Here is a 13695-nt window from a genome sequence, read left to right on the forward strand (position 1 = left end):
TATGAAAAAAATAATATATGTAATAGGTTGCTTAATGATGGGAGTAGGAATCTTCCATAGCTGCTCGGAAGATTTTTTAGATAAACCTGCCTATGGAGCTTTAAGTGATGAGGTTTTAGCTGATGAAAAAGGAATTGAAGCACTTTTAATAGGGGCTTATGCTGCTCTTGATGGTCAGGATGTAGTCAATGGAGGTACAGTGGCTTTAGGGGGAGGCAATGGCTGGGAAGCTACCCCATCTAACTGGATTTATGGGGATATAACCGGAGGTGATGCTCATAAAGGTAGTGACGGGGGAGATCAACCGCCTATTAATGCAATTGCTACTTATAGTGTAGATGCAAGTAATGGGTTTTTTAATACCAAATGGAAGGCTTTATATGAAGGTGTTACCCGTACAAATGCTGTACTTAGGCTACTTAGTGAAGCCGAAGACATAACAGAGGAATCCCGGGCTAATCTTGCCGGTCAGGCTCGTTTTCTTAGGGGACATTATTATTTTGAACTTAAGAAAATGTTCAATATGGTGCCTTGGATCGATGAAAATACTGAAAATACCAATATTCCTAATGATACAGATATATGGCCAAATATAGAAGCAGACTTTAAGTTTGCATATGAAAATTTACCAGCTACACAAGATGAAGTAGGTCGTGCTAACAGTTGGGCTGCTGGCGCGTATCTCGGGAAAACCTATTTATACCAAGGAAAATCTAATGAAGCTAAAAATATATTCACAGAAGTTATTAATTCTGGAGTTACCTCTAATGGTTTAAGCTATGGCCTGGTAGATAATTTTAACCATAATTTTAATGCCGAATTCGAAAATAATGAAGAATCGGTTTTTGCCATTCAAATGGTAGCCAATGACGGGACCAATACTATTGGTAATTCTAATCAGGCCCTTATGTTGGCATATCCCTATAATAGTCCTTTTAGATGTTGCGGATTTTATCAACCTACACAGGACCTTGTTAATTCTTATCGTACCGATGAGGCAAATGGCCTACCATATATTGATAATTATAACAATAATCCGGTTAAAAATGATATGGGAATTCTTTCAGATGAACCATTCTCTCCAGACACACAATCGCTGGATCCTCGTTTAGACTGGACCGTAGGAAGAAGGGAAGTACCTTATCACGATTGGGGTTATCATCCGGGATATGATTGGATTAGAGAGCAGTCTTCTGGTGGGCCTTATGCTCCTAAAAAACATATTTACTGGCAGTATCATGCAGATACGTATTCAGATCAAAGTGCCTGGGCTCCTGGGAATGCAATTAACGTAAATGTGATAAGATTTGCCGATGTACTATTAATGGCAGCAGAAGCAGAAGCAAGAACAGGAAATTTAAATACCGCCTTAGAGTATGTTAATCTGGTGAGAGGTAGAATGGTGGACAATCCGGGAAATTGGCTTAAAGATTATATTGATCCGGAAAACCCGTTAGATGGTTTTTCTGACCAATACGCTGCAAATTATAATATTGAAAGATTTCCAGATGGTTACTTTACTTCCGAAGAACAGGCCATGGAGGTAATCATGTATGAAAGACGTATTGAATTAGCAATGGAAGGTCATAGATTTTTTGATCTTGTGCGATGGGGAGTAGCTGAGGAAGTTCTTAACAATTATATTGAATATGAAGGTCAGATTACGACTGACGTTAGAGGTGGAGATTTTAATAGCAATGATGGGTATTTCCCGATTCCACAAAGACAAATAGATTTAAGTACTACCGCAGAAGGACCTGTTCTGCAACAAAATCCCGGATATTAAACTTTGTAATAGCCAATAATTATCTTACAGAGAGTGTTTTTTTACACTCTCTGTAATTTTAAAATTTGCCTAATCATAACCGGGAATTAACCTATCCCCGGATAACTTAATAGTAATGAAAAAACAAAGACGTTCTTTTTTAAAGAATCTTGGGCTTGCGGGAGCTACCGCAGCCATTATGCCTTCTGCTTTTGCCTATGAACCCCAAAAAATAAAGCTCTTGGAAAGAAATGCTGCTGATTTCTTCGGTTCGAAACCCCTGGGGCTGGCTTTAATCGGAGCTGGAGGAATGGGCGTAGCCGATGCCAAAACAGCACTTGAACACGATAATATTAAGATGCTTGCGGTTTGTGATCTGTATGACGGAAGACTGGAAGAATCTAAAACCCGATGGGGTGAGGATATATTTCTGACCAAAGATTATAAAGATATCCTGAAAAGAGAGGATATCGATGCGTTAATAGTCGCGACACCAGATCACTGGCATAAACAAATAAGCATTGATGCATTAAAAGCAGGCAAACACGTTTACTGCGAAAAACCTATGGTACACTCTGTGGAAGAGGGGCACGAACTGATCAATGCCTGGAAAAAGTCGGGTAAAGTTCATATGGTAGGGAGCCAGGGCTTATCTTCCCTGGGGAATGAAAAAGCTAAACAATTACTCGCCCAGGGTGCAATTGGAGATATGAATTATGCCGAAGGTTTCTGGGCAAGAAATTCCCCTTTCGGAGCCTGGCAATATCCAATTCCGCCGGATGCTTCCCCTCAAACCGTAGATTGGCAGAAATTTATTGCTAATACCGAAGAACGACCCTTCGATGCAAAAAGGTTCTTTCGATGGAGGAATTATCTTGATTATGGTACCGGAATGGCTGGGGATTTATTTGTTCATCTTTTTTCCAGCCTTCATTTTATAACGGGATCCATGGGGCCTAATCAAATTGCAGCTACCGGGGGACTTAGGTACTGGCATGATGGCAGGGAAGTACCCGATGTACTACTCGGAATGTTTGATTATCCCAAAACGGATAGTCATCCTGCTTTCAATCTTTCTTTGCGTTGCAATTTCGTTGATGGTACCAGCGGAAGCACCTACCTTAAAATTGTAGGCAGTAAAGGTTCTATGGATGTTACCTGGGATGATGTAACACTAAAACAAAATGACGTTGCAGCTTCAGATGATCCTTTCATGGAGGAAAAGGGTAGGGAGCAGAGTCAAACACGGAGTGACCGTAAAAAGATCCTTCCGCCTTCAGAAACCTTTTACCAGGTTGAAAAAGGTTATAAAGGAGCTCATTACGATCATTTCGCTAATTTCTTCCAGGCCATAAGGATTAATGGGCAGGTAGTAGAAGATCCGGTATTTGGATTCAGGGCTGCTGCTCCGGCCTTGCTTTGTAATGAAAGCTACAGGCAGAACAAATTTATGGGTTGGGACCCGGTGAAGATGAAGGTGATATAACTCATTAAAATCCTGCAGATGAAAAAACTAATCTTTGGAAGCTTTTTGCTGGTCTTTTTAATTTCTGGTATTCCTTATGAAACTCAAATTCATAAAGGGTTCGATTCTGCCCAATGGGATCTGGGTGTCTTTGAGAATGAGGTCACTATCGGGGGTACTAATCCTATTGGAGAGCTGGATTACAACTCAGATCTGCAGGAATATTCGTTTGTATTTTCGCAAGATGCAGAACCAGGGGGATCTAACCCCTTTCATTATCTGTATAAATCCATACAAGGGAACTTTATTCTTAGAACTCAATTAAGCTTTGAAGATGATGCCGGTTCCGAATCAAATGCCGGATGGATAATTAGAGATAATCTGGGTCCCAAATCCGCTGAGGTCATTGCTCAGGTAAAAAATTCAGGTACAGCTTCCTTAAGATCCAATACAATAGAGGGGTTAAAATCAGAGGAAGTTCCCATTTCGCAGGTTAGCGTGCTCCAGCTTGAACGAAGAGGAAATGTCTATTACTTTTCTTCAGCAGAATGGGGAGATCCTTTTACAACGGTAAAAATTGAAAATGAAAACTTACGGAGCGAGGTCTTTGCAGGTCTTTTCTTTAAGCCTGGAAGTAAAGAAGCGAGTGGAAAAGTTATTGTAAGTAATGTTAGAATCATAAAGCCTGCCGGGCCGGATTTTGAACAGTATCAGGAATATCTTGGCAGCAACCTGGAAATTCTTAATGTGGAAACCGGGAAACGGAAAATTTTGTATAACTCCGCTCATTCCATTCAGGCTCCTAACTGGGTAAACAAGGATAAAGACCTGATATATAATTCAAATGGTTACTTATACCGGTATGATTTAAAATCTGAAAAAGTGGAGCAAATTGAAACTGGATTTGCAACCAATAATAACAATGATCACGTTTTTTCTTTTGATGAAAGTATTTTGGGAATAAGTCATCATAACCATGAAGATGACGGGGCATCATCCCTTTATATTATGGACCCTGCAGGGGATACGCTTCCGCAGAAAATAACAAGAGATGGCGTAGGAGCGTCTTATTTGCACGGGATCTCTCCAGATAATAAACGCCTTATTTTCACCGGGGATCGAAAGGGTAAAATGGATATTTACAGCATTGATATTGATACTAAGAAAGAAACCCAGTTAACAGATACCGAGTATCTTGACGATGGCTCAGAATATTCCCCAGACGGGAAATATATTTATTTTAACTCTAACCGTAACGGCAAGATGCATCTCTGGAGGATGAAACCAGATGGAAGTGAGCAAGAGCAATTAACCTTTGACCCCAAGCATAATGATTGGTTCCCACATGTCTCACCCGATGGCAAGTGGATCGCGTTCATCTCTTTTCCTCCCGAAATTGATTCAGGAGACCACCCGTTTTATCAACGTTGCCTATTAAGGCTTATGCCGGTAGATGGGGGTGAACCTAAAGTTATAGCTTACATATACGGTGGGCAGGGCAGCATTAATGTCCCTAGCTGGTCGAGCGACAGTAAGCATATAGCTTTTGTCACTAATACCGCGTGCAATTAAAACCATAAATAATAAATTATGAAAAAAATTATTCTAAGCGTTTTTACGGTCACGGCAATGATGGCCTGTAAAAATTCTTCTGAAAATTCCGAAAGCGAATCGGAAGTGAAAGCAGAAGAAAAAAATGAACTCTCAAGTCAGGATGAAGATTTTCAATATCTCTTTGACGGCAAAAATGCCGATGGCTGGCGGGCATACAATGGTGAAGAAGGAGAAGGTTTGCCTGATGGATGGGTAATAGAAGACCAAACCTTAAAATCTCTCGGAAAAGGTGGTGATATTGGTGGAGATATTGTGTACGAAGAGAAAGAATTTGATGAGTTTGAACTTTATCTTGAATGGAAGATTTCTCCAGAAGGAAATAGCGGTGTCTTTTACCACGTGATAGAAGATGAAAAATATGACGCCCCTTACTTTGCCGCTCCCGAATACCAGATCATTGACCAACTTGGTTTTCCGCAGGAACTGGAGTCATGGCAATCTATTGGAGGAGATTATGGAATGTATGATCCTGAATATAATGAGGAAGACCTGAAAGAGATAGGCGAGTGGAATTCCAGTAGAATTAGATTCACTAATGAGAAAGTCACCTACTGGTTGAATGGCGAGAAAACACTGGAATTTGAACCCTGGTCTGAGGCTTGGCAAAAAAGAAAAGAAGAAGGGAAGTGGAAAGATTTCCCGGATTACGGAAAAGCAAAATCCGGACTAATTGGTCTACAGGATCATGGCAGCTTTACCTGGTTTAGAAATATAAAAATCAAATAACTTTAAAAGATGAAGAATATAGGAATTTTATTAACGCTTTTGTTGGTGACTTTAGTGGGCTGTAAATCGGAATCGGATCTTTTTAATGGAAAAGACCTTGATGGATGGCAAGTATATGGCACCGAAAAATGGTATGTGGAAGATGGTTTACTGGTTGCCGAAAGCGGCCCGGATGCACAATACGGATATCTTGCGACCGAAAAGGAGTATAAGGACTTTGAACTGGAAGTGGAGTTCCTGCAGGAAGCGGACGGAAACAGCGGAGTGTTTTTTCGCTCCGATATTGAAGGCACAAAGATTTCAGGCTGGCAAGTTGAGGTTGCACCACCGGAATTACATACAGGCGGTGTCTATGAATCCTACGGGAGAGGATGGCTTATTAAACCCGAGGGTAAGGAAGATGTTCTCAATTATGGAGATTGGAATAAGATGAAAATAAGAGTTGAGGGTGATAAGGTGCAAACCTGGCTCAACGGGAAGGAAATGGTTGATTTTTCTGATGAGAAAATCGGTGATGCCAATGGGAAAATAGCCGTGCAAATACACGATGGTGGTGGCATTAAAGTATTTTGGAGAAATATAAAAATTAAAAAATTAGAGTAAAGTTTTTATTAGTTAGCAGTTTTACAGTTGATTTGTTAGTTAGCGTCTGTTTCTTTGGAAACAGGCGTTTTTTTATCTTCTTAATCTGGAAATGTCTTTTAAAAGTATCATATCTAAAGCACTCTTTTTATTCCACTAAATTCCTCACGGTATTGGCTTGGGGTACAGTTTTTACACTTTTTAAAAACACGGTTAAAATTAGCAATATTATTGAACCCACATTTAAAAGCGATCTCAGCGATGCTCAGGTCTTTTTCTATTAACCATCGTGAGGCATACCCAATTCTGGTATCATTGATATATTCTATAAAAGTTTTTCCGGTTCTCTTTTTTATAAAGCGGTTAAAAGATACCTGGCTCATATTTACGAGTTCTGAAATTTCTGAAAGTAAGATCTTATTATGGTAATTCTCCTGAACGTAATCATAGATTATTTTGATCTTGTCACTGTTTTCGAAATCCTTGTAGGTGGAAGTATAAGAAGATAACAGCCTTTGGTTTCTTGAGTTTGCCAAATCGTGTAGTATGGAGATAAGCTCCAGAAGATAATCTATACCATCAATTTTAGATAATCTAATTAACTTGGGTTTTATTTCAGCAGCAATCTTTTCTGAAAATAGAATACCGTGGGCAGATCGTTCGAACATATCTTTGATAGGTTTCATAATACGTCTGCTGAGTAACTTTGAATCAAACAGATCCTCGTGAAACTGAACGGTAACCTCGTGTATTTGGTTACTGGTACACTTGTACAGTTGCCATCCGTGTGGTATATTTGGTCCTACCAGCACTAGTTCATTACTATTTATCTCTTCCATACTATCTCCCACTACTCGTCTTATCCCTTTTCCGTTAATTACAAGGTTGAGCTCAAACTCCGGATGAAAATGGATAGGAAAATCAAAATCGTTCTTAATTCGGTCAAAAACCAGAAAACTATCCTCAGGTGATAAAGGTGTGATTTCCCGGTGTATATCTTTATGCATAGGAATAGGACTTGTGGTAGAAAGAATCTTACCAAGAAATGATAAAATCATATTAAGTTAATAAAATGAAGCTTACTATTTTTAAATTTTTCTAATAACTAACTTTTAAAAAATAGGATTACTAAATTTTATGGATTAAATATAAAATAAGATTTAACCAATCCTAATTATTTTCTCTCTTCTATGGTATTAAATATACTTTTCTATGAATAAATTAATCAAAATTCTCATCTTCATGCCACCGTTTGTGCTTTTTATTTCTGCAGAATATTAAAGAAACACTAGGGAAAGGTTAGGTTTTTAGATCAACAACCCAGCCTAAATGGATCCGAATCCCAAATTAATTCCACCAGCGACGAATTTCTGGCATATTTTAATATTAATCTTAGCCTCGCCAGGAAAAAAAATCCAGTATATTCTTCAACCTTATAGTAGTCGCTCTTTAGGTATTCCACTCTACCATGTTTATGCTGTAAGAAATTAGCTACATATTAAATCTAAGGACATCGATAAGTTGGAAATAACCAAGTTTAAAGTACGATTCCTTTGAATAATTATATCTATATCCTGTAAAATTTTGCTATATTTCAATCCTTTTAGAAAAAATTATAAAAATAAATTAATGAGTTGTCATAGGAGTATTTTTATGGTTATAGGCGCTATTTAAAGAATCCTGAATTTTTTTTTAAACCTGGTAAAGAAGGGTTTTCGGGGAAAACGTCTTCCACAACTTTTCCCTTTAGTTCTATGTTGGTTTTGTTGGTAACCTTACAATATAGGGCATTGGCTTCTTTGATTACAAAAAGATTTTTCTTCTTTTCAAATAACAAGCAAGGGAAAGGGTAGATTTTTGATGAACAATATGCAGGAACTAAAAATGGTTGGGGTGATGAATTTGGGGTTAGTAAATGGCGTGATCTTTTTCCTAATCATCCTGCCTTCGTAGACGACTATGGGGTAAGTGTGGGTCGAACCAGAAACGGATATGTTGGTCGTTTAGGGGCCCTAAAAGAAGGGGCGGCACACCGGCAATGGCAATATGAAAACCTAACCAATACCCTTGGCGCTGAGCTTAAGCCAATAGAAGGCTTAGTGCTTAATATGAATTATAACTATAGTATTGATCGGACAGATCGAACATTTTCTTATAAACCATTTAGTTATCTATCGGGTGAAAAGCTGGAGTTGTTAGAAGGGCAAGGACTAAATAGACATAATGAGTATCGCTGGAAGGATAATTATACCGCTATAAACATTTATGGAACCTATACCAGGAGTATTGCAGACAAGCATAATTTTAAGCTAATGCTCGGTTTTAACCAGGAGGAGTTTGATCGTGATAGAGTGGGAATGAGAATTGAAGACCTGCTTACCCAAGATAAGGCTAATATTGCTTTTGGAACGAGGATGCTGGATATGGAAGGTTCTACTTTAGAATGGGCTATTCAAGGCTATTTTGGGCGTTTCAACTATGACTATGATGGGAAATATATATTGGAAGTTAATGCGCGTTACGATGGTTCATCGCGCTTCCCAGAAGAAAATCGATGGGGGCTTTTTCCATCTGTAGCGGCTGGTTGGATTATTGATAAAGAAAACTTCTGGACACCTCTGGAAAGCGCAATATCCTCATTAAAGCTAAAAGCATCCTATGGTAAATTAGGAAATCAGAATGTAGGGGTAAATTCCTTTAGACAATTAATAGGAATGGGTAGAACCTCCTGGCTATTTGATGGAGAACAGGGTAATTATGCCCGGGTGCCTTCTCCATTACCGGCTAATATTGGCTGGGAAAAAATCACATCAACAAATGTAGGTGTTGATATGGGGTTTTTAGAGGATAAACTAACTGCCTCTGTGGAATTGTATGAGCGAAATACGCGTGATATGTATCTACCTGGTCAACCGCTTCCCGCAGTTTTTGGAGCCTCAGAACCTCGTAGGAATTACGCCGCAATGCGGAACAGGGGATTTGAGGTGACCCTTGGCTATAATGATGAATTCAATGTCTTTGGTTCTAAACTAGCCCTTAGTGCACAAGCCAATGTTTCAAACAACCGAGCTATAATTACAAAATTTGATAATCCAAACGGTTTATTAAGCACCTTTTGGGAAGGTCAGCAAATAGGTGAAATATGGGGTTATCGTGTCGATAGCCAATTTCAATCAGACGAAGAAGCCGCTGCCTTTCAAAATGAATATGGAAGAGATAATCTCTTCAGAGTTTATAGAGGGATACTTGATTACGGATCAAATAGTGATTGGAACCGCTTAAGAGGTGGAGATCTTAGATATGTAGATACTAATGGGGATGGTAGTATTGATAATGGGAATAACACCCTTGAAGATCCAGGAGATCTAGTGCCAATTGGAAATGCAATGCCCCAGTTTCCATTCGGGTTCAATATAAATGCCTCGTGGAAAAACTTTGACCTGAATGTTATTGGACAGGGAGTCGCCAAACAGGATTGGTATCCAAACGGTCCTTTATATTGGGCTACATTTCATAGGCCATATACATCTTTTATAAGAAAAGATCTTTTAAATCAGGTATGGGATCCCGCTCAACCTAACGATCCTAATAGAATATTTCCTCAGAGACAAAGAGCGTACAGTGCTTTAAGTAATGGCCGTATGTCATATAACTATAATGACCATTTTTTAACCAATATCGGCTACCTCAGGATTAAAAATCTTACGTTGGGTTATACCATTCCACCCACCCTTACTAAAAGAATCAATATTAAAAGACTAAGGTTTTTTGTGAGCGGCGAGAATATATTTACCTGGACTTTTGGAGGATTAACTAAATATCTGGACCCCGAAGAGGTAGGAGCACATGTTAGTTACTCTAACCCCAATGGTGTGAGTGGAAGGTCTGCTACAAATACACAATTATACCCAATGGGGAAAACTTATTCTGCAGGTATTCAAATCAACCTATAATTTGTTTTATAAATTTTAGAAGATTGTAAAAACAGATCCATTAATAGTGCTAAATATAAAAAAATGAAAAAAATACGAAGGATAATTCAAGTATTGGTATTACTGATCACGCCTTTTATAATTGCAGGTTGTGAGGCCGATATACTCGAACAACCACCTGGCGATGCAGTAACTGCAGATGAATTTTTCAACACAGGTGCTGATTTAGAAGCTTATACAAATGACTTATATGATGTTTTGCCAACCAAATCTGTATATATAGATGATTCAGACTCAGACAATATTTTAGGGGTAAGTGCTGGCGAAAGACTAAGAGGGGCACGTATTGTGCCTACAGACAGGGGTAGCGGGGGATGGTCCTGGGGCTATCTACGAAGGATCAACTATTTTCTTGAGAATTATGACAGGGTAGATGATGCTGCGGCTACAGCCCAATACTCCGGAATAGCGCGATTTTTTAGGGCTTATTTTTATTTCGAAAAAGTAAAGCGGTTTGGAGCTGTGCCCTGGTATAGTGAAGTGATCAATCAGAACGATGAAGAATTATTGACTAAAGCAAGGGATTCACGAGAACTAGTAATGGATTCCATTATGGCTGATATTGATTATGCAATTGAAAATATTCCAGCAAACAAGGAATTAAATCGTATAACAAAATATACGGCACTTATTTTAAAAGCCCGGATTGCTCTTCACGAAGGAACATTTAGAAAATATCATGGCCTGGATGATCATGAAAGATTTATAGAAGAATCTTCATCTGCAGCAAAGGAACTGATGGATTCTGGCGCTTACACCCTTTATACCAGTGGCGGTGAAGAGCAGGCATATTTAGACCTGTTTGCAATGGAAAATCAGAATACCACTGAAACTATTTTAGCTGTGGATTATGAATTTGGATTAAGAACACACGATCTGGCTTATAGGATGACAGCACCAACCCAGGGAAGATGGGGGCTTACAAAAGAATTGGTCAATAGTTATTTAATGACTGACGGAACACCGTTTACCGATCAATCTGGGTATGAAACCATGGGGTTTTACGAAGAGATGCAAAATCGGGATCCCAGGCTGACACAAACTACAGCAGGACCTGATTTTGCAACCTATGGTTCGCAGGATCCTGAGCCGGTAGATTTGGATATAACCAGAACAGGCTACAGAGTCATCAAAGGATTACCTCCCAAAGGTCCGCAATGGGGTTCGGGTGGTTCAATTAACGATGTTATACTTTTCCGTTTTGCAGAGGCCTTATTGATTTATGCTGAAGCTAAAGCAGAATTAGGAACATTAACTCAGGGTGACCTGGACATTTCTATTAATAAATTAAGAGATCGTGTAGGTTTGCCACATTTGAATATGGCCGAAGCGAATGCTGATCCCGACCCTTATCAGGAAAGCCTTTATGAGAATGTTGAAGGACCAAACAAAGGGGTAATCCTGGAAATTCGTCGTGAACGAAGGGTCGAGATGGTAAATGAAGGACTGCGTTGGGATGATCTTATGAGATGGAAAGAAGGCCAAAAAGTTGAAGAACCAATAAAGGGTATATATTTTTCAGAATTAGGTGCCCACGATTTTAATAATGATGGCAATTTTGATGTGTATGTTCATGATGGAGATACTTCCGGGGCGCCAGATGAAGTAACTACCACCATAAATATTAATGAAAGGCAACTTACAGAAGGTACTTCAGGAAATTTGCTCTTATTCGAGGGAGGAAGCTTTGATGAAACTAGAGATTATTATTACCCAATACCGATGGAAGATCTGGAGCTAAATAACAATTTAGAGCAAAACCCTGGTTGGTAATCAAGAACCTCGGGGCAAGCCCACGAGATATGAGTGGAAAAATTATCCTTTCGTTCGAGGCATCCCGATGCTTCGGGACGGAGCTCCCGATAGTAATCGGGATAAATCTCGATTATCGAGTAAAATTTTAAAATAAAAAAATAAAATGATAAAACATATAATTTCAGGTGTTTGCCTTTTGGGAATATTTTCCGTTTCAGCACAAAATCTTGCTGTCGGTACCGTGTTTGAAGATAGCAATCAAAACGGGGAAATGGATTCAGGGGAAAAAGGTATAGAGAAAGTAGCCGTTACCAACGGGAAAGAAGTTGTACTAACTAACAGTAAAGGGAAATATGAATTACCGCTTAGTAAGGATATGATAATTTCGGTAATCAAACCTTCTGGATATCGTGTAGCAACAAATACCGATAATTTGCCGCAATTTTTCTATATCCACAAACCTGAAGGTTCTCCAAAGCTTAAGTTTCCCGGTGTTAAATCCACCGGGGAAATACCCAAATCTGTTGATTTTGCCCTTATTCCTTCTGAAGAAAAAGAAGATTTTACCGCCCTTATTTTTGGAGATCCGCAGCCATATACCCAAGAAGAGGTAGATTATTTTGCTGATGGGATTGTAGCCGAAGTAGAAGGCATAGAAAATGTTCCCTTTGGGTTAAGCCTCGGTGATTTGGTGGGGAATGATCTTGATCTTTTTAATCCGTATATAAAAGCGGTGAAGAATGTCGGCATCTCCTGGTATAATTTACTGGGTAATCACGATATCAATTTTGATGTGGAAAATGATACGCTTTCTGATGAAACTTATGAAGCACATTTTGGCCCTGCTAATTATGCATTTAATTATGGTAAAGTACATTTCCTGGTTTTGGATGATGTTTTATATCCAGATCCCCGCGATGGAAAAGGATATTTAGGCGGTTTTAGGGAAGATCAACTTCAGTTTATAGAAAATGACCTAAAACACGTACCAAAAGATCACTTAATAGTAATCGCACTCCATATTCCGCTTAGCGAACCAGATGGAAGGGATACTTTTCGTGATGAAGACAGAGATAGGCTTTTTCAACTTTTAGAGGATTTCCCAAATACGCTTTCGCTTTCTGCACATACACATATCCAGCGCCAGGGTTTTTTCGGAAAGGAAGAGGGGTGGCAACAGGATAATTCTCACCATCATTATAATGTTGGAACAACTTCGGGAGATTGGTATTCAGGGAAATTAGATGAAAACAATGTTCCAATCTCCACAATGCGAGACGGTACCCCAAAAGGCTATGCTTTCATTAATTTTAACGGAAATGATTACAATATAGATTATAAAGTTGCCGGCAAACCGGCAGATTATCAAATGGAAGTTTTCGCACCTAAAGTCGTTGCTAAAGGCAGAAGGACCAAGGCGGGGATTTATGTGAATTTCTTTATGGGCACCGAAGACGATGAGGTATTATACCGCATAGACGAATGGGAATGGAAAGAAATGCAGTACATAGAAGACTATGATCCATCATATGTTGAAATGGTTTATGAATGGGATTTAGCCGAAGAATTAATGCCTGGGCGAAGGTCTTCAAATCCTATAAGAAGTGAGCATTTGTGGCGTGGAAGTATTCCCACAAAGCTGGAAACTGGAGAGCATGATATTGAAATAAAAGCTACCGATATGTTTGGGAAAACCCATACTACCAGAAGTAGTTATCGATTAGCTGAACCCCTTGAAGAGGTGATTAATTAAGTTTTTGTGTTTAGTTTGCAAGGCCTGCCCACAGTTCTCTATT

Annotated in this window: 9 protein-coding genes; 8 read left to right on the forward strand and 1 reads right to left on the reverse strand. The window is 39.1% G+C overall.

The window, feature by feature from the left end; genetic code table 11:
• The first annotated feature begins 1 nt into the window (after window position 1).
• The 5 genes from B5488_RS12585 (at window position 2) to B5488_RS12605 (ending at window position 6173) form a co-directional block, all read left to right on the forward strand.
• Window positions 2–1786 (forward strand): RagB/SusD family nutrient uptake outer membrane protein, encoded by a 1785-nt coding sequence (locus B5488_RS12585; protein WP_079735577.1) that lies wholly within the window; start codon window positions 2–4, stop codon window positions 1784–1786.
• Window positions 1787–1901: 115 nt separating this feature from the next.
• Window positions 1902–3251, forward strand: coding sequence for a Gfo/Idh/MocA family oxidoreductase (locus B5488_RS12590; RefSeq protein ID WP_079735578.1), 1350 nt, complete (start codon window positions 1902–1904; stop codon window positions 3249–3251).
• Window positions 3252–3269: 18 nt separating this feature from the next.
• Entirely contained in the window at window positions 3270–4802 is a 1533-nt protein-coding gene (locus B5488_RS12595) for a TolB family protein (protein ID WP_079735579.1), read from the forward strand.
• 18 nt (window positions 4803–4820) lie between these two features.
• A complete protein-coding gene (locus tag B5488_RS12600) occupies window positions 4821–5570 on the forward strand; it encodes a 3-keto-disaccharide hydrolase (protein WP_079735580.1) in 750 nt (249 codons plus the stop codon).
• A gap of 9 nt (window positions 5571–5579) precedes the next feature.
• Window positions 5580–6173, forward strand: a complete 594-nt coding sequence (locus B5488_RS12605) for a 3-keto-disaccharide hydrolase (protein WP_079735581.1) — start codon at window positions 5580–5582, stop codon at window positions 6171–6173.
• Window positions 6174–6286: 113 nt separating this feature from the next.
• Here B5488_RS12605 and B5488_RS12610 read toward each other — a convergent pair whose 3' ends face one another.
• The gene (locus B5488_RS12610) at window positions 6287–7210 is read right to left on the reverse strand and encodes an AraC family transcriptional regulator (RefSeq protein WP_231919733.1); all 924 of its coding nucleotides are present in this window, start codon (window positions 7208–7210) and stop codon (window positions 6287–6289) included.
• 795 nt (window positions 7211–8005) lie between these two features.
• On the opposite strand from B5488_RS12610, the gene B5488_RS12615 reads away from it, so the two are divergent.
• The 3 genes from B5488_RS12615 (at window position 8006) to B5488_RS12625 (ending at window position 13652) form a co-directional block, all read left to right on the forward strand.
• The gene (locus tag B5488_RS12615; RefSeq protein ID WP_079735582.1) at window positions 8006–10105 is read left to right on the forward strand and encodes a SusC/RagA family TonB-linked outer membrane protein; all 2100 of its coding nucleotides are present in this window, start codon (window positions 8006–8008) and stop codon (window positions 10103–10105) included.
• A 63-nt stretch (window positions 10106–10168) separates the two neighbouring features.
• Window positions 10169–11917: a RagB/SusD family nutrient uptake outer membrane protein gene (locus tag B5488_RS12620; protein ID WP_079735583.1), complete on the forward strand. Its 1749-nt coding sequence runs from the start codon at window positions 10169–10171 to the stop codon at window positions 11915–11917.
• Window positions 11918–12062: 145 nt separating this feature from the next.
• On the forward strand, window positions 12063–13652 hold the full coding sequence (locus B5488_RS12625) for a calcineurin-like phosphoesterase C-terminal domain-containing protein (protein ID WP_079735584.1): 1590 nt from the start codon (window positions 12063–12065) through the stop codon (window positions 13650–13652).
• Window positions 13653–13695: the final 43 nt, after the last annotated feature.

This window comes from Salegentibacter salegens, assembly GCF_900142975.1.
GTDB lineage: Bacteria > Bacteroidota > Bacteroidia > Flavobacteriales > Flavobacteriaceae > Salegentibacter > Salegentibacter salegens.

Bases quoted from the DNA above. Each gene is read 5' to 3' on its own strand.
- B5488_RS12585 (WP_079735577.1), top strand. From the start codon at position 2: ATGAAAAAAATAATATATGTAATAGGTTGCTTAATGATGGGAGTAGGA.
- B5488_RS12600 (WP_079735580.1), top strand. From the start codon at position 4,821: ATGAAAAAAATTATTCTAAGCGTTTTTACGGTCACGGCAATGATGGCC.
- B5488_RS12590 (WP_079735578.1), top strand. From the start codon at position 1,902: ATGAAAAAACAAAGACGTTCTTTTTTAAAGAATCTTGGGCTTGCGGGA.
- B5488_RS12620 (WP_079735583.1), top strand. From the start codon at position 10,169: ATGAAAAAAATACGAAGGATAATTCAAGTATTGGTATTACTGATCACG.
- B5488_RS12610 (WP_231919733.1), bottom strand. From the start codon at position 7,210: ATGATTTTATCATTTCTTGGTAAGATTCTTTCTACCACAAGTCCTATT.
- B5488_RS12605 (WP_079735581.1), top strand. From the start codon at position 5,580: ATGAAGAATATAGGAATTTTATTAACGCTTTTGTTGGTGACTTTAGTG.
- B5488_RS12595 (WP_079735579.1), top strand. From the start codon at position 3,270: ATGAAAAAACTAATCTTTGGAAGCTTTTTGCTGGTCTTTTTAATTTCT.
- B5488_RS12625 (WP_079735584.1), top strand. From the start codon at position 12,063: ATGATAAAACATATAATTTCAGGTGTTTGCCTTTTGGGAATATTTTCC.